This is a genomic window from Mycobacterium sp. (assembly GCF_032162605.1).
Taxonomy (GTDB): Bacteria; Actinomycetota; Actinomycetes; order Mycobacteriales; family Mycobacteriaceae; genus Mycobacterium.
Map to the genome: position 1 here is coordinate 1 of NZ_JAVROT010000380.1, position 23,670 is coordinate 23,670.

Sequence of the window (23,670 nt, forward strand, 5' to 3'; positions counted from 1 at the left end):
AGGCCCGGTGCCGCCCGCGACGATCGTGGTGGTGCCGCCGCCCAGGGCTTCCTCCATGATCTGCGGGCAGATCAGGTGGACGTGACAGTCGATGGCGCCTGCGGTGAGGATGCGTCCGTTGCCTGCGATGATCTCGGTGGACGGCCCCACCACCAGATCGGGATGCACCCCGGACATGATGTCGGGATTACCCGCCTTGCCGATGGCGGCGATGCGGCCGTCGCGAATGCCGAGGTCGGCCTTGATGATTCCCCAGTGATCGACGATCACCACGCCGGTGATGACGGTGTCGGGCGCGCCGTCGGCACGGGTGGCCCGCGACTGACCCATGGACTCGCGGAGCACCTTGCCGCCGCCGAAGACGGCCTCGTCGCCCGCCAAACCCGGGCCGCCGCTGCGGTCCTCGGTGATCTCGATGAAGAGGTCGGTGTCGGCGAGCCGGATCTTGTCGCCCGTGGTGGGGCCGAAAAGCGCGGCGTAGCGGCTGCGGGAAAGCTCGCTCACTGGGCATCCAACTTTCCTGGCGGATTCAGCGAAAGGCCGTGCACCTCACGGGTACCTGCCAGCGGGACGAGCGAAACCCGTTGGGCGATACCGGGTTCAAATCGGACCGCGGTACCCGCCGGGATGTCGAGCCGATGGCCGTGGGCAGCCACGCGGTCGAACTCCAGCGCGGCGTTGGCCTGCGGCAGGTGAACGTGGCTGCCGACCTGTACCGGACGGTCCCCTGTGTTGACGACGTCGAGCACGAGCCTTTCGGCGCCCTCGTTGATGGTGATGTCGCCATCGCCGAACACGATCTCTCCGGGCACGATCGATGCGCGATCCGCCTCCGGCTTCTCGCTGGTCATGGTCTCACCTCAAGGGATCGGATGGTGGACGGTGACGAGCTTGGTGCCGTCGGGGAAGGTCGCCTCCACCTGAACGTCGTGCAACATTTCGGGTACGCCCTCCATCACCTCGTCGCGGCCGAGCACGTCGCGACCGCTGTTCATCAGCTCGGCCACCGATCGGCCGTCGCGCGCGCCTTCGAGGATGTGGTCGGTGATCACCGCGACCGTCTCGGGATGATTCAGCCGAAGACCCCGCGCCTGTCGGCGCCGGGCGACTTCGGCCGCGTAGGAGATGAGCAGGCGTTCCTGCTCGTGCGGTGACAAGCGCATAGATCGCGATCCTGCCACGGCGCGGGATTGTCAGCAGCGCACGCGCGAGAGACCCCTGCGCGCGCCCTAGGTCTAGCTTTCCGTCGGCAGGTTCTGCAGCCGGACCTGACCGCGCGCGACGACGCGGTCGTTCGTATCGGTGATGGAGATGACCCACAGCTGCTGACGTCGGCCACGATGGATCGGGGTGGAAACCGCCGTGACCATGCCAGCGGTGATGGCCCTCAGGAAGTCCGTGTTGTTGTTGACCCCGACGACCTTGTCTCCGCCACCGTTCGCCTTGAGCCAGACCGCTGCGGAGATGCTGGCCACGCTCTCCACGATCGAGCAGTAGACGCCGCCGTGCACTATGCCGTGGGGCTGGAGCAGCTTGTCGGTGATGGTCAGTTGCGCCGTGGCTCCGTCGGGGGTCACCTCCAAATAGGTGAGGCCGATCTCGTCGTCGAATCCGCCGCCCAAGCCGGTCGGCACCCAAGTCGTCATTCCGACGTGTCTACACGCATGGGAATGCCGATCAAAAAGTGGGCAGGCCCCGCACACGATGTGTGCGGGGCCTGCCCTCGAGTGGACCGCGGGTCTCTGCAGCCCTCAGGACTCCGCGGCGGTCCGGTGGTTCGGTGAAGTGGTGGCCTGCCTGCAGACAACAATAGGCAAGGCTGTCCTAATTTAGCAAGACCTTGCCAGTGCTGGACCGGCTGGAACCCCGCACGGGCGCGCCGAAGCCCACCAGCGCGTCGAGCACGGCCTGCCCGCGGCGCATGCTCGTCAGCTCGCTGGACCCCGCGAGAAGCGGAACCTGCGTAGCGGCACTCACTACGGCCGCGCCGACGACGTGCCACGTCGCCGCCACCGAGATCGCGCCGCGGCTGACGTCCACGAGCTTGCCGAACAGCGGTTCCAACGACCGGTGGCTTCGGTGAGCGACCCACGTCGCCAGCGCCGCCTCGTTCGGAAGCGCGACGATCTGGTCCCGGGACGGCTTGCGCCGCCGCAGCCCGGTGCGGTCATCGAAGTGCGCATCGTCGGGCAGCGCCCGCAAGGTCGGGTCGACGACGCCCACCCAGTCGATGGCGCCCTCGGAGTCGACGTGCGCCCACAGGTTCTCGAGCCCCGTGTCCCAGGCCCTGCCCTCGAGGACCAGCAGCGGCACCACCCGTCCGATGACGACGTGCGCCAGGGTGGCGGCCAGCTGGTTCGCGACGGCGACGCAGTTGTCGGACTCGGCCGCTGCCGCGTCGAACATCACCTGGAGGCGATCGGTCGTGAGCACGTCGGTCAGTGGCCACCACCGCCGACGCGACAGGTCGCTCATGACGGCGACGCCATACACGCGCGGGCACTCGGGATACAGCTCGCGCAACCGTCGGCTGGACTCGTGCAACGGCAGAGTCCGACTGGGCGACATCCGTGCGATCAGCGGGTCTTCGACGACGACCGTCATGGCACCTCCTGTAGTTAGGTTAGCCTTACTATAGTGAGACCGATGGGGAGGAAACCCCCTCGTGACTGGACTCACAGCGGTGGTGCGAGAAATCGCGTCTGGCTGGGCCGGAACAAGCTCCGGCGCTCCGGTCAACCCGCTGGCATGCGAACTACCCGCACCGTAGGGGCACGGATACGACACACGGTAGTAAGCCCGTAGTACCCTGAAACCATTGCTCAGGAGAGTGAACGAAACATGGCCAAGCAGACGCGACTCGGCGAACTCGAACGTGAAGTGATGGACCACCTGTGGTCATCACTGGAGCCTCAGACGGTTCGGCAAGTGCACGAGGCGCTGGCGGCGCGCCGCGATCTGGCCTATACGACGATCATGACGGTGCTTCAGCGCCTGGCGAAGAAGAACCTCGTCGTGCAGCACCGCGACGACAGGGCACACCGCTACGCGCCGACGCACGGCCGGGACGAGCTCGTCGCGGGCCTGATGGTCGACGCCCTCGACCAGGTTTCGGACTCCGGAAGTCGAGCGGCTGCGCTGGTGCACTTCGTCGAACGGGTGGGCGCCGACGAGGCGGCGGCGCTGCGTCGGGCGCTGGCCGAGTTGGAAGCCAAAGACCGTTCTAGCTCTTCTGCTAGCAATCCGGGTACCGCCTGAGGGACACTTGCAGTGTGTCCGCGCTGGCGTTCTCCGTAGTCGCGCTGCTTCTCGTGGGTCCAGTGCCCGCATTGCTCGCCAGGGCGTCGTGGCCGTTGCGGGCTCCGCGGGCCGCAGTGGTGCTCTGGCAGTCGATTGCCCTTGCCGCGGTCCTGTCCGCGTTCAGCGCAGGCATCGCCACCGCCAGCAGGCTCTTCGTGCCAGGTCCGGACGGTAGACCCACTGCGACGATCACCAGCGAAATCAAGGTGCTCGGCTGGCCGTTGTGGCTTCTCTACGTCGTGGTCTTCGTGCTGACGCTGCTGGTCGGCGTTCGCCTCGTGGTGGCCGTCATCGAGGTGGGGATCGCCACCCGCAGGCGACGGGCCCACCACCGCATGCTCGTCGATCTGCTCGGCAGGTCGCATGACGCGTCGTTGACCCGATCCAGCGGGCTTCGCATCCTCGACGTGGCCCAGCCGCTCGCCTACTGCCTGCCCGGCGTGCGCAGCCGCGTCGTCGTCAGCGAGGGCACGTTGACCGCGCTGTCGGACACCGAGATGGTGGCGATCCTCAGCCACGAACGCGCACATCTGCGCGCCAGGCACGACCTGGTACTCGAGATGTTCACTGCAGTCCACGCCGCGTTCCCCCGGTTCGTCCGCAGCGCCAACGCGCTGAACGCGGTGCGCCTGCTCATCGAACTGCTCGCCGACGACGCTGCCGTGCGCACGGCAGGCCCCACTCCGCTGGCCAGGGCGCTGGTCGCATGCGCATCCAGCCGGGCGCCGACGGGCGCGCTCGCCGCGGGCGGGCCCCATACCGTGATGCGGGTGCGCCGGCTGTGCGGCAAGCCCAACAGTGTGCCGCTCGCGGTCACGGCGTACGTCACGGCCGCGGCGGTCCTCATCGTGCCCACCATTGCGCTGGCCGTCCCCTGGCTGACCGAGCTACAGCGGTTGATTACCGCGTAGATTCAACCTTCAGAAGTTCTTGTGCCACAACCACACAACGAAAGGCTGCATGTGAGCTCGCCCGAAACCTCCGCAACAGCTCAGATCGGCGTCACCGGCCTGGCCGTGATGGGCTCCAACATCGCCAGAAACTTCGCGCACCATGGCTACACCGTGGCAGTGCACAACCGGTCGGTCGCCAAGACCGACGCGCTGCTGGCGGCGCATGGTTCCGAAGGCAAGTTCGTGCGCAGCGAAACGATTCCGGAATTCCTTGCCGCACTTGAGAAGCCCCGGAGGGTTCTGATCATGGTCAAGGCGGGCGACCCCACCGATGCCGTGATCAGCGAGCTCGCCGATGCGATGGAGGAAGGTGACATCATCATCGACGGTGGCAACTCCCTCTTCACCGACACCATCCGCCGCGAGAAGGCCATCCGGATGCGCGGACTGCACTTCGTCGGCGCCGGCATCTCCGGCGGCGAGGAGGGCGCGCTCAAGGGCCCGTCCATCATGCCCGGCGGCCCGGCCGAGTCCTACAAGTCGCTCGGCCCGCTGCTGGAGGAGATCTCCGCGCACGTCGACGGTGTGCCATGCTGCACCCACATCGGTCCGGACGGCTCCGGGCACTTCGTGAAGATGGTGCACAACGGCATCGAGTACTCCGACATGCAGCTCATCGGTGAGGCGTACCAACTGCTGCGCGACGGGCTTGGCAAGACCGCTCCCGAGATCGCGGACGTGTTCGCCGAGTGGAACAAGGGCGACCTCGACAGCTACCTCATCGAGATCACCGCCGATGTGCTGCGTCAGACCGACGCGAAGACCGGCAAGCCGCTGGTCGACGTCATCCTCGACGAGGCCGAGCAGAAGGGCACCGGGCGCTGGACCGTCAAGTCCGCCCTCGACCTCGGAGTGCCGGTGACCGGTATCGCGGAGGCAGTCTTCGCCCGCGCGCTGTCGGGATCGGTCACCCAACGCAAGGCCACCACGGGACTCGCCTCAGGCGCCCTCGGTGACAAGCCGTCCGACACTGCGCAGTTCACCGAGGATGTCAGCAAGGCGCTCTACGCCTCCAAGATCATCGCCTACGCACAGGGCTTCAACCAGATTCAGGCCGGCAGCATCGAATACGACTGGGGCATCACGCCCGGCGACATGGCGACCATCTGGCGCGGCGGCTGCATCATCCGGGCCAAGTTCCTGAACCGGATAAAGGAGGCCTTCGACGACGACCCGGAGCTGGCCACCCTGATAGTCGCACCGTATTTCCGCGAGGCCATCGAGGCGGCGATCGACAGCTGGCGCCGTGTCGTGGTGACCGCGACCGAACTGGGCATCCCGATCCCCGGCTTCTCCTCGGCGCTGTCCTACTACGACGCGCTGCGCACCGAGCGGCTTCCGGCTGCCCTCACCCAGGGCCTGCGCGACTTCTTCGGAGCGCACACCTACGGCCGCATCGACGAGGACCCGAGCAAGAAGTTCCATACGCAGTGGAGCGGCGATCGCAGCGAATCGCCCGTCTAGCCAGAAAGTTCCGATGAGATTCCTCGACGGGCATACCCCGCCGTACGACCTGACCTACAACGACGTCTTCATCGTCCCGGGCCGCTCCGACATCATCTCCCGGTTCGACGTCGACCTCTCTACCGTCGACGGATCGGGCACCACGATCCCCGTAGTCGTGGCCAACATGACCGCGGTCGCCGGCCGCCGGATGGCCGAGACGGTGGCGCGCCGCGGCGGCATCGTCGTTCTGCCGCAGGACCTTCCGACCTCAGCCGTCCGCGCGACGGTCGACTTCGTGAAGAGCCGCGACCTGATGGTCGACACCCCGGTGACCCTCTTGCCGGACGACTCGGTGTCCGACGCCACGGCGCTGATCCACAAGCGTGCCCACGGCGCTGCCGTGGTGGTGGACGACGGCGGTCGACCGGTCGGGTTGGTCACCGAGGCCGCTTGCCAGGGGGTGGACCGCTTTGCGCGCGTCCGCGACGTCGCGGTCTCCGACTTCGTGACGGCACCGGTCGGAACCGATCCCCGCACCGTGTTCGACCTTCTCGAGCACAGCCCGGTCGGCGTGGCCGTGATGGTGGGGCCTGATGGGCGGTTGGCAGGCGTGCTGACACGGACGGGCACGGTCCGCGCGGGCATCTACGCGCCGGCCGTCGACGCGGCGGGGCGCCTGCGCATCGCCGCGGCCGTCGGCATCAACGGTGACGTCGCGGCGAAGGCCATGGAGCTCGCCGAGGCCGGCGCCGATCTGCTGGTCGTCGACACCGCACACGGTCATCAGCTCAAGATGCTCGATGCCATCAAGGCGGTGTCATCGCTGAATCTCGGCCTGCCGCTGGCCGCCGGAAACGTGGTGTCCGCCGACGGCACCCGGGACCTGATCAGCGCAGGTGCGACCATCGTCAAGGTCGGTGTCGGACCGGGAGCCATGTGCACCACGCGCATGATGACCGGAGTGGGACGGCCCCAGTTCTCGGCGGTCGTCGAATGCTCAGCTGCCGCAAGGCAACTCGGTAGTCACGTTTGGGCGGACGGTGGTGTGCGGCATCCGCGTGACGTGGCGCTCGCACTCGCGGCGGGCGCCTCCAACGTGATGATCGGCTCGTGGTTCGCGGGCACGTACGAGTCGCCCGGTGACCTTCTGTACGACCGGGAGGACCGGCTGTACAAGGAGAGCTACGGCATGGCGTCGAAGCGGGCGGTGGCGGCCAGGACCGCCGGGGACAGCCAGTTCGACCGCGCCCGCAAGGCCTTGTTCGAAGAGGGCATCTCGACGTCTAGGATGGGACTCGATCCGGCCCGCGGCGGCGTCGAGGACCTGCTTGACCACATCACCTCAGGCGTGCGGAGTACCTGCACCTACGTCGGCGCCGCGACGTTGCCCGAACTGCACGACAAGGTCGTTCTCGGAGTGCAGTCGGCCGCGGGCTTCGCGGAGGGACACCCTCTGTCCTCGGGCTGGTGACCGGGCTGCGGCCGCCTGGCGGGCGCGCCGGCCTCAGCTACGATTGAGGCCTTCTCGTCTCCGACCGAAAGGGAACACGTGCCGCTGGCACCCACCGAGACCCCCGATTCCGAGGCCCTCGGGAGTGAGCGGCCTTCGGAGCCGTCCGACGCCGAACCCTCCAGTAGACAGCCGGGCATTCTGCCCGGCGCCCATTCCGCGGGTCTCCCGTGAGCCTGATCCTGAGCCTGCCGGCCTTCCTCCTGCTTACGGCGGGTACGGCGCTCTTCGTCGCGGCGGAATTCTCGCTGACCGCGCTGGAGCGCAGCACCGTCGAGGCCAACGCCAAGTCCGGCGGCTGGCGCGACCGCTTCGTCCAGAAGACGCATCGCACCCTGTCGTTTCAGCTGTCCGGTGCGCAGCTGGGGATCTCGATCACCACGTTGGCCACCGGCTACCTGGCCGAACCCGTCGTCGCCACCATCCTGCACGCCCCACTGACCGCGATCCGGCTGTCGCCGGGCATGGTCGACGGCGTCGCGCTCGCACTCGCGCTGCTGATCGCGACGTCGGTGTCAATGATCTTCGGCGAGCTGGTGCCGAAGAACCTCGCGGTCGCGCGGCCGACCGAAACGGCACGCTGGGCTGCGCCGCCGCAGTTCTGGTTCTCCCGGATGCTTACCCCGGCCATCAAGGTCACCAACGGCTCCGCCAACTGGATCTTGCGCAGGCTCGGAATCGAACCCGCCGAGGAACTGCGGTCGGCCAGGTCACCACAGGAGCTCGTCTCGCTGGTCCGCACCTCGAAGCGCAGCGGCTCGCTCGACGCGGCGACCGCGGACCTCGTCGACCGCTCGCTGCAGTTCGGCGAACGTTCAGCCGAAGAGCTCATGACGCCGCGCTCGAAGATCGAGTCGTTGAGCGTCGACGACACCGTCGCCGACCTCGTCGCGAAGGCGATGGAAACCGGCTTCTCCCGCTTCCCGATCGTCGAGGGCGACCTGGACGAGACCATCGGCATCGTGCACGTCAAGCAGGTGTTCACCGTGCCGGTCGACGACCGCGCGCGCACCCGGCTGGCGGCGATCGCACTGCCCGTCGCCACGGTCCCGTCGACTCTCGACGGGGACGCCGTGATGACGCAGATCCGCGCCAATGGATTGCAGACCGCTCTGGTGGTCGACGAATACGGCGGCACGGCAGGCATGGTCACGGTCGAGGACCTCATCGAGGAGATCGTCGGTGACGTCCGCGACGAACACGACGACGCCACCCCGGACGTGGTCGAGATGCGCGACGGGTGGCGAGTCTCGGGTCTGCTGCGGATCGACGAGGTCGAGACCGAGACACCGTTCCGTCCGCCGGAGGGTGAATACGAGACGATCGGCGGGCTGATCCTTCAGGAACTCGGTCACATCCCCGAACCCGGGGAGAGCGTCGAGCTCACCGAGTTCGACCCCGACGGCCCCCTGGACGACCCCGTGCACTGGCAGGCGAAGGTGATCCAGATGGACGGCCGGCGAATCGACCTCCTCGAACTGACCGAATTGGGTAGACGCGGCAAACCCGACAGGGAGAACTGATGGGATCCGACGTCTTCGGCGTACTGCTGACGGTGCTGCTGCTGGGTGCCAACGCGTTCTTCGTTGGCGCCGAGTTCGCGCTCATCTCGGCGCGTCGCGACCGGCTCGAAGCACTCGCCGAGCAAGGCAAGACGAGCGCCGTCACGGTCATCAGGGCAGGCGAACGGCTGTCCTCGATGCTGGCGGGCGCACAGTTGGGCATCACGATCTGCTCGATCCTGCTCGGCCGGGTCGGCGAGCCCGCCGTGGCCCATCTGCTCGAGAAGCCGTTCGGCGTCCTGGGCATCCCCGAATCGGTGCTGCACACGGTGTCGTTCCTCATCGCGCTCGGTGTCGTCGTCACGCTGCACGTGCTGCTGGGTGAGATGGTGCCGAAGAACATCGCCATCGCGGGCCCCGAGTCGGCGGCGATGCTGCTGATCCCGCCGTACCTGGTGTACATGCGGCTGGCCAAGCCGTTCATCACGTTCTACAACTGGTGCGCCAACATCACGCTGCGTTCGTTCGGCGTAACTCCGAAGGACGAACTCGACGTCACGGTGTCAACGGTCGAACTGTCGGAGATGATCGCCGAGTCCCTCTCGGAGGGTCTGCTCGATCCCGAGGAGCACGGCCGGTTGACCCGCGCACTGCAGATTCGCACCCACGTCGTCCAGGACGTGGCGATTTCGCTCGCCGACATCCGGGCCGTTCCAGTGGCCGGACCCGGCCTGGGACCGGCGGTCGGGGCGATCGAACGGGCGCTGGTCGACACGGGCTACTCCCGCTTCCCCGTCACCGACGCCTCGGGCACGTTCATCGGCTACCTGCACATCAAGGACGTCCTGTCGCTGATGAACGACCCCGACGCCGTGCTCGATTCCTCCAGCGTGCGCCCGTTGCCGCGGCTCGCTGCTTCGCTCCCCGTGCCGGATGCGTTGACTCGATTGCGCCGCGACAACAGCCATCTGGCGCTGGTCACCACCGATGACCGGGTGACTGCGATGGTCGCGCTCGAAGACCTCGTCGAGGACCTGGTGGGGACGGTGCGCGACGGAACACACCGTGTCTGAGGCGGTTCTCGATCATCTGGTCCTCCCCGAAACGGACTGGAGCGACCGCGAACGTCGGCATCTCGAGCGCGTCGACGACTTCCTCGAGCCGCACCGGGAGCGCGCCCAGCGGGGTGAATCACACCCGGTATGGGACTTCCTGTTCAGCTACTACAGCCTGCGACCACGACAGTTGCGCCGTTGGCATCCCGGTTACGGCGTCGCCCTCGCCGGGCGGTCGGCGGACCGCTTCGTCGACCGCGCCGAATACGGCCGGCGCGGGCCGACCGTCACGGTCACGCCCGGGTACCTGCACTCGCGCGCTGAGACCGTGGCGTTCATCGCAGACTTGTTGCGCGCCAGCGCCGGTCGGCCAGCCCGACTGAACTGCTTCGGCATGCACGAGTGGGCGATGGTCTACCGGACCCGCGACGTGAGGCACGGTGGGGTTCCGCTCCGGCTCGGCGCCGCGGGCACCGACGCCGTGGTCGAATCCACGCCGCTGCGGTGCAGTCACTTCGATGCCTATCGCTTCTTCACACAACCCGCGGTGCCGCGAAACGCGGAGGTGTTGAGCCGTCAGACTCAGGTCGCCAGCGAACAGCCGGGCTGCGTTCACGCCAACATGGATCTCTACAAATGGTGTTACAAGCTTGGCCCGCTGGTGTCCTCGGAGCTGCTGATGAACTGTCTGGATCTCGCCGCGCAGGCGCGCGCCCTTGACATGCAGGCCAGTCCCTATGACCTGGCTGACTACGGGATCTCCCCGATCGCCGTCGAGGACGCCTCGGGGCGCACCGAGTACGTGCGGCGTCAACGCGACGTCGCCGAGCGGGCGGCGCCGCTGCGGACGGCCCTGCTCGACCGCTGCGGCGCGCTGCTCCTCGCGGTCGAAGGCGAGGACGAATGAGGTGTCGCCGCCACGGTGTTCTCGGCCGCCCTCCCCTGGCTCGCGGGCTGACTCGGGACGCCGACGGTGCCAACCGTTCCCCTGCCCGGCGCCGCGCCCGCCTCCTGACGCGTCCGACAGATCAACGGTCCCGCTAATACCCACGGGTAAGCTTGATCGACGCTTCGAGAGGAAACTCATGACAGAGCCCGCCCCGCTTCGCCCACGCGTGACCGATCGCGTGACCGTCGGAAACCTGCGAGTGGCACGTGTGCTGCACGACTTCATCAACAATGAGGCACTACCCGGCACCGGTGTGGACCCGGACAGCTTCTGGGCGGGCGCGGACAAGGTCGTCACTGACCTGGCGCCCAAGAACCAGGACCTGCTCGCCCGCCGCGACGACCTGCAGGCGCAGATCGACAAGTGGCATCGTCAGCGCGTCATCGGACCCTTCGACCACGCGGAGTACCAGCAGTTCCTCACCGAGATCGGCTACCTGCAGCCCGAGCCCGAGGACTTCTCGATCACCACCTCAGGTGTCGACGCCGAGATCACCAAGACCGCCGGTCCTCAGCTGGTGGTGCCGGTGCTCAACGCCCGCTTCGCGATCAATGCCTCCAACGCACGATGGGGCTCGCTGTACGACGCGCTCTACGGCACCGACGTGATCCCCGAGAGCGACGGCGCCGAGAAGGGCAGCGGCGGCTACAACAGGGTGCGCGGCGACAGGGTCATCGCCTACGCCCGCAAGTTCCTCGACGATTCGGTGGCACTGGCGTCCGGTTCCTACGTCGACGCCACGGGCTTCAAGGTCGATGACGGTCAACTGCTCGTCACCCTGGGCGACGGGCTGTCCACGGGACTGGCGAACCCGGACGAGTTCGCCGGCTACCTCGGCGAGTCGGACGCACCCACCTCGGTGCTGCTGGTCCATCACGGTCTGCACGTCGAGATCCTCATCGACCCCGATTCACCCGTCGGCTCGACCGACGGGGCGGGCGTCAAGGACGTCGTACTGGAGTCCGCCGTCACCACGATCATGGACTTCGAGGACTCCGTCGCCGCGGTCGACGCCGACGACAAGGTGCTCGGGTACCGGAACTGGCTCGGCTTGAACCGCGGCGACCTGACCGAAGAGGTCAGCAAGGGTGACAAGACGTTCACCCGCGTGCTCAACGAGGACCGCACCTTCACCGCGCCCGATGGCGGTGAGCTGACACTGCCCGGCCGCAGCCTGCTCTTCGTCCGCAACGTCGGGCACCTGATGACCAATGACGCGATCACCGACGCCGACGGCAACGAGGTGCCAGAGGGCATCCAGGACGCGCTGTTCACCGGCCTCGTCGCCGTGCACGGCCTCAAGGCCGACGACCAGAACGGTCCGCTGCTCAACAGCCGCACCGGCTCCATCTACATCGTCAAGCCCAAGATGCACGGTCCCGACGAAGTCGCCTTCACGTGCGAGCTGTTCAGCCGCGTCGAGGACGTGCTCGGACTGCCGCAGGCCACCATGAAGGTTGGCATCATGGACGAGGAACGGCGCACCACGCTGAACCTGAAGGCGTGCATCAAGGCCGCCGCCGACCGCGTGGTGTTCATCAACACCGGCTTCCTCGATCGCACCGGCGACGAGATCCACACCTCCATGGAGGCGGGCCCGATGATCCGCAAGGGTGCGATGAAGAGTCAGCCCTGGATCAAGGCCTACGAAGACGCCAACGTCGACACGGGCCTGGCAGCCGGCCTGTCCGGCAGGGCGCAGATCGGCAAGGGCATGTGGGCCATGACCGAACTGATGGCCGACATGGTCGAGCAGAAGATCGGCCAGCCCAAGGCCGGTGCCACTACCGCCTGGGTGCCGTCGCCGACCGGCGCGACGCTGCATGCGATGCACTATCACCAGGTCGACGTGTTCGAGGTGCAGAAGGAACTCGCAGGTCAAAAACGGACGACGCTCGACGAGCTGCTGACCATTCCCCTGGCCAAGGAACTCGCGTGGGCTCCCGAGGAGATCCGCGAGGAAGTCGACAACAATTGCCAGTCGATCCTGGGCTACGTCGTGCGCTGGATCGACGCGGGCGTCGGCTGCTCGAAGGTGCCCGACATCCACGACGTCGCGCTGATGGAGGATCGCGCCACCCTGCGCATCTCTAGCCAGCTACTGGCCAACTGGCTTCGTCATGGCGTCATCACGGAAGAAGACGTGAAGGCCAGCCTGCGGAGGATGGCGGCGGTGGTCGACGAGCAGAACGCGAAGGATCCCGACTATCTGCCGATGGCGCCGGACCCAGAGGCCAGCATTGCGTTCGAGGCCGCGCAGGAGTTGATCCTGTCGGGTGCCGCGCAGCCCAATGGCTACACGGAGCCGATCCTGCACCGCCGACGCCGGGAATTCAAGTCTCGCCATGCCAGCCAGTGACTAGACTTCGGCGGGGCCGGATGACAAGTCGACTCAACGAATACAGGGGTTAGGGATGGGCAGGCACAGCGTTCCCGACCCCGAGGACTCCTCGGACGCGGAGCCGAACGCCCGGCCGGAAGTTGGAGAGGGCCGTCCGGGGACCGGCCATCCATATCGCCAACCGCCCCAATACCCCGGTGGTGAACGGTATTTCGACGATCCGCGCGGCGGCTCGGACGACGATGGCTACGAAACCGACGACTACGACGACGGTTATGACGACGCCGACTACGACGACTATGACGACTACGACGAGGAGCCGGGTTTTAGAGCGCCGGGACAGGCGGCCGACAATTGGCAGCCCGATCCGCGCACCGCCGACGACTACTCGTATTTCGAGCAGCTCGAGCCGGCGACGCAGGCGTTCGCCTCCTCGCCCCCGCCGCCCAACCGCCCTCCCGCAGCCGGTCCGCAGCACGGCGGTGACTGGGATGGCGGCGAGTGGACCGGCAGCCACCGCGCGATCAAGGCGGGCAGGCGCGGCGTCAGCGTCGGTGTGATCGTCGCACTCGTCACGGTCGTCGTCGTGGTGGGCGGCGTCATCCTGTGGCGCTACTTCGGTGATGCGCTTTCTCATCGGACGCAGGCCGGCGCCGCCCGGTGCGTGTCCGGTGACGTCGCCGTCGCGGTCGTCGTCGATCCGTCGATCGCAGGTCAGATCGGGCCGCTCGCCGACAAGTACAACCAGACGGCCGACCCGGTCGGCGACAAGTGCGTGAAGGTCGGCGTCAAGTCCGCCGACTCGGACCAGGTGGTCAACGGCTTCGTGGGGCCCTGGCCCGGTGATCTCGGTGAGAGGCCCGCACTCTGGATTCCGGGAAGCTCGCTGTCCGCGGCCCGCCTCGAGGCGTCGACCGGCGGGAAGACCGTCAGCACGAGTCGCTCGCTGGTGACATCACCGGTCATGCTCGCCGTCCGGCCTCAGCTGAAGAGCGCGTTAGCCCAACAGAACTGGTCCACTCTCCCCGGCCTGCAGAACAATCCCACCTCACTGGAGGCTCTGGCTCTGCCAGGGTGGGGTTCCCTGCGGTTGGCGCTGCCACTGTCCGGCGACAGCGACGCCACCTACCTCGCCGCGGAGGCCGTTGCGGCTGCCTCGGCGCCACAGCGGGCGCCAGCCACATCGGGGGCCAACGCCGTCACGGCGCTGATTTCCGGCCAGCCGAAACTCGCCGACACCAAGGCGTCGACGGCGATGGACGCGCTGGTGCAGGACGACGATCCGGCCTCCTCTCCGGTTCACGCCGTCGTAGCCACCGAACAGCAGATCTATCAACGAGGGTCGTCGTTGCCCGACGCCTCGAACAAGCTCGCGTCGTGGCTGCCGCCGGGGCCGACGGCAATGGCGGACTACCCGGCCGTTCTGCTCTCGGGCACGTGGCTCTCCCAGGAACAGGTAAGCGCGGCAAGCGAGTTCGAGCGTTTCCTGCACAAGCCGGAAGCCCTGGCCGAGCTCGCCAAGGCGGGGTTCCGCTCCGATGGCGCCGAGTTGCCGAAGAGTGACGTCACCGACTTCGGCAACCTGGGCGAACCGCTGTCGGTGGGCGACGACACCGTGCGCACCACCCTGGCCAACCTCGTCAGCACACCCGCGCAGAATCCCGCCGTCACGATCCTCCTCGACCAGTCGATGACCGTCGACGAAGGCGGCGAGTCCAGGGTGGCCAACGTCGCCGCAGCGCTCAGCGCGCGAGTAAAGGCGCTGCCGCCGAGCTCGGATGTCGGCTTGTGGACGTTCGACGGTGTCGCGGGGCGATCCGAGGTGTCTAGCGGACCGCTCGACGAGCTCGTCGGTGGTCAGCCACGGTCGTCTGTACTCACCAACAACCTCAACGGGCAGGTGGCGTCCAACGGCGGCGCGGTGTCGTTCACCACCCTCAGGCTGGTGTACAACGACGCCGTCGCGAACTTCCGTGAGGGCCAACCGAATTCGGTGCTGATCATCACGGCTGGACCGCACACCGATCAGTCACTCGACGGCGCCGGTCTGCAGGACTTCGTCCGGCAGACCTTCAACCAGGGCAGGCCCGTGGCGATCAATGTCATCGACTTCGGCAGCGACCGCGACCGCGCCACGTGGGAAGCAGTCGCGCAGACGACGGGTGGCGACTACCAGAACCTGAACAGTTCGGCGGGCCCGGAGCTCACCACGACCCTGGCGACGATGCTCGGCTAGTCCTGGGTCGTTTCTTCGGATGCGGTAGTTGGCGCTTCGGTGTCCGGTTAGCAGGTGGTTCCGACAGTGCTGTCTGGCGGTGGGTTTGTCCACAAACGCTGTTTCATCCGACAGTCCGGGGTTTGGGGGTGGTCAGGGTGAACACCAATAGGCGACCGCTCTACGGACTGCCTCTTCGAGATGGTGGTGCGCGATCGTGATCGGCCACCGGTGGAGATCTCTGCCCAGTGGGCAATATCGCCTAGCGAGCCTATAGGGAGGCTGACATGCGGACCGAGGTGATCGTGGTCGGAGCCGGCCCGACCGGCCTGATGCTGGCCAGTGAGCTCACGTTGGCCGGGATACCGGCCGTCGTGTTGGAAAAGCAGCGCACGCGGAGCGCACAGTCCAGGGCACGCGGGCTGCAACCACGAACCGCCGAGGTACTCGACCTGCGTGGGCTGCTGGATCCGTTGCTCGACCGCGCGCTGCCCGGCGGCGAATTCGGCGGCCATTTCGCCGGGCTTCCGGTCGAGTTGGACTGCCGGCCATGGCAAACCCGCCATCCTTACCCGGTCGCCATCCCACAGGCCCGGCTCGAGGATTTCCTCGAACAGCGCCTCGTCAGCCAAGGCGTACCGGTGCTTCGCGGACACGAGGTGTCGGCGGTCGAGCAGGTCGCCGACGGCGTCACCGCCGGCGACATTAGGGGCAGTTACCTCGTCGCGTGCGATGGCGGGCACAGCACGGTCCGCAAGCTGCTGTGTATCCCTTTCCCCGGCACCGCGGGCAACATACGGGCCGTGGTCGCGGACATCACCCTCGCGTCCCAGTCCGCCGCGGTACCCACCACGTCCCGACATTTCAGCCAATACATCAAAATCGCCGGCGGATTCTCCAGCATCCTGCACCCCATCGAGGGGGATCTGTACCGGTTGGTTTTCGGCAAGCTCTCCGGCGAAAGCCCAGCTCGCGATGTGCCCGTCGCTGCCGAGGAGGTCCGCGAAGCGCTGCTGGCGGTATACGGGCCCGAGACGGAACTAGGCGAGCTGCGCGAGGCATCCCGGTTCAGCGACGCCGCACGCCAGGTTGCGCGCTACCGCGAGGGGCGGGTGTTCTTCGCCGGAGACGCGGCCCACATTCACCTGCCGTTCGGCGGCCAGGGCGTGAATCTCGGTATTCAGGATGCTGTCAATCTGGGCTGGAAACTCGCCGCGTCGGTGCGCGGGTGGGCACCGGAGGGGTTGCTCGACAGCTATCACACCGAGCGGCACCCCGTCGCCGCCCGGGTACTGCACAACATCCGCGCACAGGGCGTGATCATGAACCCGAGTCAGGACAAGGACCTCGCCGCAGTCCGCGACATGTTCACCGATCTGCTCCGGCTGCCCGAAGCCAACCGCTTCATTTCGGGGATGATGTCGGGCCTCGACCTGAAGTATCCCGGGCTCGGCCCGCGCATGATCGACCTGGACCTGACCACCCGGGATGGCCCGACCCGAGTGAGCCGGTTGATGCACTCCGGCCGGGGGCTGCTGCTTTCTCTCGACGACACACCAAGGTCGATCGACCGCTGGGCCGACAGGGTCGACCACGTCACCGCCAAGGCCGATGAAGACATCGACGCCGTCCTGATCCGGCCCGACGGCTACATCGCCTGGTCCGGCACCGACCGGCAACCGCTCGAAACCGTCCTCGCCCGATGGTTCGGCTGAGTGTGGGGTCTGGCTATGTGAGTGGTCCTGCGCCACGGCGACACCTTATTTCGACAGCTAACAAATCAGACGTTCGACTTCGAGCATCACGGTTTGACTGGTGACGCGGGCGCACAGGACGCATCCACGACAAAGGCGAACTCGACCGAACCCCTCAGTAGACGTGGCTCATGCCGTGAGGCTCGTCGACCCCACAGGGCCCCAACGCAACGCCGTCGAATCAGTTCCTCCTGCGCCGAGTGGTCAACTGACGAGATCCAGGGCGGCCCGGACGATACTGTCGGTGTCCATCCCGTGGTAGCGGTAGACCTCCTCCAGAGAGCCGGCCTGACCGAACCGGGTGACACCGAGTGCGGCGCCGTTGACGTCGTTGATGCCGGTGAGGAACGTCAACGCGTGGGGGTGACCGTCGAGCACCGTCACCATCGGCGCAGCGCGATCGGCGGAGAACACCTGATCGAGGATCCACGTAGGTGCTTCGGCGAGGCCACGTCGGCTTTGCATGGCATCGAACAACAAGCAGGGACTGGTAACGCAGATGACGTCGGCCCCGATCCCGAGATCGGCGAGACGATCTGCGGCGCAGAGTGTTTCGGTCATCAGCGCACCCATTCCGACAAGCGTCACGTCCGCGGTGTCTGCGCGGCGCAAGGCGTATGCGCCCGCGACGACCTGTCGTCGACGCCGTTCCCTGGCGGCGGGATCCTCGGGCACCGACGCCAGGGTCTGATCGACGGACCGCGTCGACAATCTCAGGTAGGACGAGGCACCGTCCGGGCGTCCCAGTCGCGAAATGCAGGACAGCAGGGTCCATTCCACGTCGATGGCGAACGCCGGCTCATAGCTCGTGCAACCGGGCTGCTCCAGGCCGATCGACGGCGTCTTGATCGACTGGTGTGCGCCCCCTTCGGCCGCAAGCGTCACCCCCGAAGGGGTTCCCACCAGGATCGACTGTCCACCTGCGTAGATCCCGTAGGACCACGGTTCCAGCGCGCGTTCGACGAACGGGTCGTAGAGGACGCCGATCGGGAAGAGGGGCTGACCCCACCGACTCCAGGTGGCGCCGAGCTCCCCGATCAGACCGACGAGATTGGTTTCGGCGATCCCCAGTTCCACGTGTTGGCCGGAGGGCTTTTCGCGCCAATGTACGACCGTGTCGGCGTCGTCGTCGAACCAGTCACGGCGCTCGTTCGGCGACCACACCCCCACCTTGTTGAGCCAGCCGGCGAGGTTGGTCGTCGAGCTGACGTCGGGACTCACGGTGACCACCCGGCCCGCGATCTCCGGGGCGTCCCGGGTCAGATCAAGCAATGCGCGACCGAGTGCAGCTTGGGTGTTCGACGTGCCCGACGGCGTGCGCCCGATGTCGGTCGGCACTGGAGGAATCGTGACGGTCGTCGGGCTCGCGCGTCTGAGTCGATCACCGGTGGCACGACACAGCCGCCCGGCGGGGCCGTTCGGGTCGAATCCGCGCCATGGCCTGTTGCTGTCCACGCCGAGGCTGGTGGCCAGCTCGTCGTACTGCGCCACCGAGAGAAGTGCCGAGTGATTCTGCGGATGCCCCTCCGTCGGTAATCCATGGCCCTTGATGGTGTAGGCGATGATGACCGTGGGGCGCGTGTCGTCGATCTGCCCGTATGCGGTTCGCAGGGTGTCGAAGTCGTGCCCGCCGAGATTGCGGATCGCCGCCAGCAGGGTCTCGTCGTCGAGTTCGGCGAGCAGCGCGGCCAGCGCCTCACCCTCGGCGTCACCGGGCAGCCGCATGCGCAATTCCTGGGCGTCGCAACGCAAGAGCCGCTGATATTCCGCGTTGGGCATGTCGACGATGCGGGCCCGCAGGGCGGAGCCTCCCGGTCGGCTGAACAGTGACCCGAGCAGCCGGCCGAACTTCGCCGTGATCACCTGCCAACCGGCGGCCTCGAACATCCGCTCCAATCGTTCGGCGGCGATGTGGGGCACCACTCGATCCAGCGACTGGCGATTCATGTCCACGATCCACACGATCTCGCCGAACTCGGACACCCCTGGATCGAGTATTGCCTCCCAGACGGCGCCTTCGTCGAGCTCCGCATCACCGACCAACGAGTACTGCCGACCGAGTGCTGCACCAGAGGACCGGTCAGCCCCGATCAGTCCCTCGGGGTCGTCGAATCTCGAGTCGACGTAGCGGCGACTCATGGCCGCCCAGATCGGAGCCGTCGCACCTATTCCGACCGATCCGGTCGAATAGTCAACTGGGTCTGGGTCTTTGGCACGGCTGGGGTAGCTCTGCAGGCCGCCGAACTCGCGCAGGCGCGTCAGATACTTCTCGTCGAGTTCGCCGATCAGATAGTTGATCGCGTGCAGGACGGGAGATGCGTGTGGCTTGACCGATACGCGGTCACCCGCGCGTAGCTGTTCGAACCACAGCGAAGTCATGATCGAGCTCATCGAGGCGCAGGAGGCTTGGTGCCCACCGACCTTCAACCCGGATGAATTGGGCCTTACCCGGTTCGCATGATGAATCATGGCCGTCGCCAGCCACAGCACGCGGTCGCCGATCTCGGCGAGCGCGTCGCGCGCCGGAGTCGTCGGACCGGTGGTGTCGATCGCAATGATCATTGCAGCCCCTCGTTTGTGCAGAAGTCCCATCAACTTCATCAGTTGAGAACTGATCGCGCAATCAACATCGTCTAATCTGAGCAGAATGCACGCCGAAGAGGACGCGCCAACGAGGAGGCTGAACAGTATGCGCAACAAGCCGGCCGTCGTCGACGCCATCGACGCCCGCATCCTCACAGCCCTGACCGGAGATCCCCGGGCACCGGGCATCGCTCTTGCGGAGCGCACCGGGCTGTCGCGCAACACCGTGCAGGCGCGACTGGCGAAATTGGAGAGTGACGGCGCCCTGCAATCCTTCGAACGCAGAATCGATCCCGCAGCCGTCGGCTACCCCCTGGCCGCGTTCATCCTCGTCAACGTCACGCAGCGCAAGCTCGGCGCCATCGCGGTCGAGCTCGCGGCGATTCCCGAGGTTCTGGAAGTCCTCGGGCTCAGCGGCGCCGTCGATCTGCTCGTCAGGGCGGTCGCGCGCGACGCCGATGACCTATACCGCATCGCAGGCCGCATCCTCGACATCGACGGCGTCGAGAAGACGGCCACGTCCCTCGTCATGCGCGAACTCGTCGAGTTCCGGTTGACCCCGCTGTTGGAACGACACGAGTCCGGGTACCAGCCGCCCGCTTAGGCGAAGGCTTCCACCGGCGGGCAGGAGCAGACCAGGTTGCGGTCACCATAGGCGCTGTCGATTCGGCGCACCGGCGGCCAGACCTTGGGCCGGAACGCCTTTCCGAGCGGGTACGCCGCCTGCTCCCTGGTGTAAGGGTGGTCCCAGTCGGCCACGATCAGGCACTCGGCCGTGTGCGGCGCGCCACGCAGCGGGTTGTCTTCTGCAGTCCACAACCCGGCCGCGACATTGTCGATCTCGGCGCGAATGGAGATCATGGCCTCGCAGAAGGCGTCCACCTCGGTCAAACTCTCGCTCTCCGTGGGCTCGACCATCAACGTGCCCGCGACGGGGAAGCTCATCGTCGGCGCGTGGAAGCCGTAGTCCGCCAAGCGCTTCGCCACGTCGTCGACGGTGACGCCAGTGCTCTTGGTGATGGGCCGCAGGTCGAGGATGCACTCGTGGGCGACCATCCCGTCCTCCCCCGTGTAGAGCACCGGGTAGTACTCGTCGAGGCGGCGGGCGACGTAGTTGGCCGACGCGATCGCAGTGAGCGTCGCGGCGCGCAGTCCGGGCGCCCCCATCATGCGGATGTACGCCCACGTGATCGGCAGGATCGACGCCGACCCGTACGGGGCGGCAGACACGGTGTAGGTGTCGGTCAGTTCATCCGCCAACGGGTGCCCCGGCAGGTACGGAGCAAGGTGGCTGCGCACCGCGACGGGGCCGACGCCCGGACCCCCGCCGCCGTGCGGGATGCAGAACGTCTTGTGCAGATTGAGGTGGCTGACGTCGCCCCCAAACCGGCCAGGGCGGGCCAGCCCGACGAGGGCGTTCAGGTTGGCGCCGTCGACGTACACCTGGCCGCCGACGTCGTGCACGGCCGCGCAGATCTCTTCGACGTCGTGTTCGAAGACGCCGTGGGTCGACGGGTAGGTGATCATCAGCGCAGCCAGCCCGTCGCCGTGTTCGGCGACCTTGGCCCGCAGATCGTCGAGGTCGACGTCGCCGTTCTCGCGGCAGGCCACCACCACCACCCGCATGCCCACCAACGCAGCCGATGCCGCGTTGGTGCCGTGTGCGCTCGAGGGGATGAGACAGATGTTGCGTTGCGAGTCGCCACGGCTCAGGTGATAGGCCTGAATGGCGAGCAGGCCCGCGTACTCCCCCTGCGAGCCGGCATTCGGTTGCAGCGAGACCGAGTCGTACCCGGTGAGCTGAGTCAGCCAGCCTTCGAGGTCGGAGATCAGCTTGCGCAGCCCCGGCGTGTCCGAAGCGGGCCCGAACGGATGCTGGCGGGCGAACTCGGGCCAGGTGATGGGCTCCATCTCGGAAGCGGCGTTGAGCTTCATCGTGCAAGACCCGAGCGGGATCATGCTGCGGTCCAGCGCGATGTCCTTGTCCGCAAGGGAACGGAGGTAGCGCATCATCTCGGTCTCGGTGCGATGACGCGTGAATGCTGGGTGCGTCAGGAAGGCCGAAGTGCGCGTGGCGATTTCCGGCCCGGCCCAGTGATGGCCACCGCGCGTGGCGCCGAAGGCGGCGAGGACGTCCTCGACGTGGGCGGCGGTGGTGGCCTCGTCACAGGACACCGAGACGTGATCGCCGTCGACCAGCCACACGTTGATGCCACCGGCCTTGGCCGCCGCGCGAACGTCCTCGGCGCGGCCGGGGACGCGCGCCAGCACGGTGTCGAAGAACGCGTCGTGCACCACCTCGATGCCTGCGTCGTGGAGCCCGGTGGCGATGGCGACGGCGTTCCCGTGCACCTTGTGAGCGATCGCGGTCAAGCCGTCGGCACCGTGGTAACTGGCGTACATGGCCGCCATCACCGCCAACAGCACCTGCGCCGTGCAGATGTTGCTGGTGGCCTTGTCGCGCCGGATGTGCTGTTCGCGGGTCTGCAGTGCGAGCCGGTACGCGAGCGATCCGTCGGAATCCACCGATACGCCGACCAGGCGACCGGGCAGCTGACGGGCCTGCTTGGTGTGCACCGCGAGGTAACCGGCGTGCGGTCCACCGAATCCCATCGGCACGCCGAAGCGTTGGGTGGTCCCGAAGGCGACGTCTGCGCCGAGCTCCCCCGGGGGGGTGATCAGCGTGAGTGCCAGCAGATCGGCGCCGACGGCCACCAGCGCCCCGCGATCGTGGGCCCGGGCAATCAGGTCGGCCCAGTCGAGCACGGCGCCGCTGCCGCCGGGTAGCTGGACGAGCACACCGAAGAACTCGCCGTCGGGCAGGCCCTCCCGCAGGTCTGCCGTCACGATCTCGATGCCGAGCGGTGCCGCACGAGTGGCGAGCACCGCGGCGGTCTGCCGGTAGACGTCGCGGTCGACGACGAGCGTGTTCGCCGCACCCTTGGCGGCGCGGTGCATGAGCGTCATCGCCTCGGCGGCGGCGGTGCCCTCGTCGAGCATCGACGCGTTGGCCACCTCCAGACCCGTCAGCTCCTCGACCATCGTCTGGAAGTTCAGCAACGCCTCGAGCCTGCCCTGGCTGATCTCCGGCTGGTACGGGGTGTAGGCCGTGTACCAGGCGGGGTTCTCAAGTATGTTGCGGCGCAACACCGCCGGTGTCAGCGTGTCGAAGTACCCCTGTCCGATCATCGAAACGGCGACGGTGTTCGCGTCGGCCATGGCGCGCAGTTCCGCGAGGGACTGTTCCTCCGACGCAGGCGGGGGAAGCTGGTCGAGTCCCGGCGCCACGCCCTCGGCGTCCTGAGCATCCAGAATGCCCGCGGGCAGCGCCTTTTCGGCCAGCTCGCCGAGGGTGTCGACCCCGATCACCTTGAGCATGGTCGCGATCGCGTCGGCATCCGGTCCGATGTGCCGGTCGGCGAATCGCGGCATGTGGTGCTCATTTGCAGGATGGGGATGAGTACCGGACACGAGAGGGCCTCTCAAACGTCAGAGCGGTCCTCTCCCTCTGTCGTCGACCCGTATCGGGCGCCTGAGAGTTTCGGCGTGTCGGCTATGGCCGAAGCTGCCTTTCCCCATGGGCGGGCGAAGTCGAACTCGCCACTTTCCAGAGGCATCGTGGCCCTACGCGGTCCTGGTGCCTGAGAGGTTGACGGAGAGGTGTTGCTCCTTCGGCGCCCGTGGCTGGCGGCCACGGAACTCTCCCGCGCGGGGGCGATGCATCGCTGAGTCTACCCGGACGGTGGACTCGGGTTCAGCTCAGCCGATCTTGCGGTCGCGGTGCTTGCGTCGCGAGGCGAGTTCGTCTTCGGGGCTGGGGATGGATTCGCCACCATCGGCGCGTTCGCCGGGGAAGTCCGCGATGGCCCCGGTCAACTCCCGCATGGCGCCCGACACCGCGATGCCGAAGACGCCCTGGCCACCCTGTAAGAGGTCGACGACCTCTTCGGCGGACGTGCACTCGTAAACCGTGGTGCCGTCGGAGAACAACGTGATGTTGGCGAGGTCTTTGACGCCCCGCTGACGTAGGTGATCGACCGCGACCCGGATGTTGTGCAGCGA

17 protein-coding genes, 2 pseudogenes and 2 riboswitches are annotated in these 23,670 nt (G+C 67.2%); of the genes and pseudogenes, 11 read left to right on the forward strand and 8 right to left on the reverse strand.

The genetic code is table 11. The annotated features are described in order from the left end of the window. The 5 genes and pseudogenes from ureC to QOI01_RS21435 form a co-directional block, all read right to left on the reverse strand. Positions 1–504 (reverse strand): annotated as a pseudogene (ureC, locus tag QOI01_RS21415) (urease subunit alpha); the annotation flags it as partial. After that, positions 501–815 (reverse strand): urease subunit beta, encoded by a 315-nt coding sequence (locus tag QOI01_RS21420; protein WP_526384508.1) that lies wholly within the window; start codon positions 813–815, stop codon positions 501–503. The gene QOI01_RS21420 and the pseudogene ureC, both read right to left, overlap by 4 nt. Before the next feature lie 45 nt (positions 816–860). After that, complete coding sequence (locus tag QOI01_RS21425) at positions 861–1,163, reverse strand: urease subunit gamma (RefSeq protein ID WP_526384478.1); 303 nt, start codon at positions 1,161–1,163, stop codon at positions 861–863. A gap of 72 nt (positions 1,164–1,235) precedes the next feature. After that, complete coding sequence (locus QOI01_RS21430; RefSeq protein WP_526384480.1) at positions 1,236–1,646, reverse strand: PaaI family thioesterase; 411 nt, start codon at positions 1,644–1,646, stop codon at positions 1,236–1,238. 178 nt (positions 1,647–1,824) lie between these two features. Next, entirely contained in the window at positions 1,825–2,604 is a 780-nt protein-coding gene (locus tag QOI01_RS21435; protein WP_526384482.1) for an iron reductase, read from the reverse strand. 237 nt (positions 2,605–2,841) lie between these two features. Here QOI01_RS21435 and QOI01_RS21440 point away from each other — a divergent pair, with 237 nt between their 5' ends. The 10 genes from QOI01_RS21440 (at position 2,842) to QOI01_RS21485 (ending at position 16,986) form a co-directional block, all read left to right on the forward strand. Then, complete coding sequence (locus tag QOI01_RS21440; RefSeq protein ID WP_526384484.1) at positions 2,842–3,258, forward strand: BlaI/MecI/CopY family transcriptional regulator; 417 nt, start codon at positions 2,842–2,844, stop codon at positions 3,256–3,258. A 14-nt stretch (positions 3,259–3,272) separates the two neighbouring features. After that, the gene (locus tag QOI01_RS21445; protein ID WP_526384486.1) at positions 3,273–4,211 is read left to right on the forward strand and encodes a M56 family metallopeptidase; all 939 of its coding nucleotides are present in this window, start codon (positions 3,273–3,275) and stop codon (positions 4,209–4,211) included. A 51-nt stretch (positions 4,212–4,262) separates the two neighbouring features. After that, positions 4,263–5,717, forward strand: a complete 1,455-nt coding sequence (gene gnd, locus QOI01_RS21450; protein ID WP_526384488.1) for an NADP-dependent phosphogluconate dehydrogenase — start codon at positions 4,263–4,265, stop codon at positions 5,715–5,717. A gap of 13 nt (positions 5,718–5,730) precedes the next feature. Beyond that, positions 5,731–7,170 (forward strand): GuaB1 family IMP dehydrogenase-related protein, encoded by a 1,440-nt coding sequence (locus tag QOI01_RS21455; RefSeq protein ID WP_526384490.1) that lies wholly within the window; start codon positions 5,731–5,733, stop codon positions 7,168–7,170. Between the two features lie 209 nt (positions 7,171–7,379). Beyond that, on the forward strand, positions 7,380–8,732 hold the full coding sequence (locus QOI01_RS21460; protein WP_526384492.1) for a CNNM domain-containing protein: 1,353 nt from the start codon (positions 7,380–7,382) through the stop codon (positions 8,730–8,732). Then, positions 8,732–9,784 (forward strand): CBS domain-containing protein, encoded by a 1,053-nt coding sequence (locus tag QOI01_RS21465; protein WP_526384494.1) that lies wholly within the window; start codon positions 8,732–8,734, stop codon positions 9,782–9,784. Before QOI01_RS21460 ends, QOI01_RS21465 begins: the two co-directional genes overlap by 1 nt. After that, entirely contained in the window at positions 9,777–10,673 is an 897-nt protein-coding gene (locus QOI01_RS21470) for a 3-methyladenine DNA glycosylase (protein WP_526384496.1), read from the forward strand. The genes QOI01_RS21465 and QOI01_RS21470 overlap by 8 nt, the downstream gene beginning before the upstream one ends. 208 nt (positions 10,674–10,881) lie before the next feature. Continuing rightward, on the forward strand, positions 10,882–13,074 hold the full coding sequence (locus tag QOI01_RS21475; protein WP_526384510.1) for a malate synthase G: 2,193 nt from the start codon (positions 10,882–10,884) through the stop codon (positions 13,072–13,074). Positions 13,075–13,129: 55 nt separating this feature from the next. Beyond that, positions 13,130–15,292 (forward strand): substrate-binding domain-containing protein, encoded by a 2,163-nt coding sequence (locus QOI01_RS21480; RefSeq protein ID WP_526384498.1) that lies wholly within the window; start codon positions 13,130–13,132, stop codon positions 15,290–15,292. 266 nt (positions 15,293–15,558) lie between these two features. Continuing rightward, positions 15,559–16,986: an FAD-dependent oxidoreductase gene (locus QOI01_RS21485; RefSeq protein ID WP_526384500.1), complete on the forward strand. Its 1,428-nt coding sequence runs from the start codon at positions 15,559–15,561 to the stop codon at positions 16,984–16,986. Positions 16,987–17,229: 243 nt separating this feature from the next. On the opposite strand, the gene QOI01_RS21490 is transcribed toward QOI01_RS21485, so the two are convergent. Further along, complete coding sequence (locus tag QOI01_RS21490) at positions 17,230–19,587, reverse strand: thiamine pyrophosphate-binding protein (RefSeq protein WP_526384502.1); 2,358 nt, start codon at positions 19,585–19,587, stop codon at positions 17,230–17,232. Positions 19,588–19,714: 127 nt separating this feature from the next. Between QOI01_RS21490 and QOI01_RS21495 the strand changes: the two genes are divergently transcribed. After that, on the forward strand, positions 19,715–20,212 hold the full coding sequence (locus QOI01_RS21495; RefSeq protein ID WP_526384504.1) for an Lrp/AsnC family transcriptional regulator: 498 nt from the start codon (positions 19,715–19,717) through the stop codon (positions 20,210–20,212). Here the strand turns inward: QOI01_RS21495 and gcvP are convergent. Further along, positions 20,209–23,040 (reverse strand): aminomethyl-transferring glycine dehydrogenase, encoded by a 2,832-nt coding sequence (gene gcvP, locus QOI01_RS21500; RefSeq protein WP_526384506.1) that lies wholly within the window; start codon positions 23,038–23,040, stop codon positions 20,209–20,211. The genes QOI01_RS21495 and gcvP overlap by 4 nt on opposite strands. A 66-nt stretch (positions 23,041–23,106) precedes the next feature. After that, positions 23,107–23,227: riboswitch (glycine riboswitch) on the reverse strand. Beyond that, positions 23,228–23,325, reverse strand: a riboswitch (glycine riboswitch). A 42-nt stretch (positions 23,326–23,367) separates the two neighbouring features. Further along, positions 23,368–23,670, reverse strand: a pseudogene (locus QOI01_RS21505) (MerR family transcriptional regulator); the annotation flags it as partial.

Bases quoted from the DNA above. Each gene is read 5' to 3' on its own strand.
- QOI01_RS21425 (WP_526384478.1), bottom strand. From the start codon at position 1,163: ATGCGCTTGTCACCGCACGAGCAGGAACGCCTGCTCATCTCCTACGCG.
- QOI01_RS21430 (WP_526384480.1), bottom strand. From the start codon at position 1,646: ATGACGACTTGGGTGCCGACCGGCTTGGGCGGCGGATTCGACGACGAG.
- QOI01_RS21435 (WP_526384482.1), bottom strand. From the start codon at position 2,604: ATGACGGTCGTCGTCGAAGACCCGCTGATCGCACGGATGTCGCCCAGT.
- QOI01_RS21440 (WP_526384484.1), top strand. From the start codon at position 2,842: ATGGCCAAGCAGACGCGACTCGGCGAACTCGAACGTGAAGTGATGGAC.
- QOI01_RS21455 (WP_526384490.1), top strand. From the start codon at position 5,731: ATGAGATTCCTCGACGGGCATACCCCGCCGTACGACCTGACCTACAAC.
- QOI01_RS21465 (WP_526384494.1), top strand. From the start codon at position 8,732: ATGGGATCCGACGTCTTCGGCGTACTGCTGACGGTGCTGCTGCTGGGT.
- QOI01_RS21480 (WP_526384498.1), top strand. From the start codon at position 13,130: ATGGGCAGGCACAGCGTTCCCGACCCCGAGGACTCCTCGGACGCGGAG.
- QOI01_RS21485 (WP_526384500.1), top strand. From the start codon at position 15,559: ATGCGGACCGAGGTGATCGTGGTCGGAGCCGGCCCGACCGGCCTGATG.
- QOI01_RS21490 (WP_526384502.1), bottom strand. From the start codon at position 19,587: ATGATCATTGCGATCGACACCACCGGTCCGACGACTCCGGCGCGCGAC.
- QOI01_RS21495 (WP_526384504.1), top strand. From the start codon at position 19,715: ATGCGCAACAAGCCGGCCGTCGTCGACGCCATCGACGCCCGCATCCTC.
- gcvP (WP_526384506.1), bottom strand. From the start codon at position 23,040: ATGCCGCGATTCGCCGACCGGCACATCGGACCGGATGCCGACGCGATC.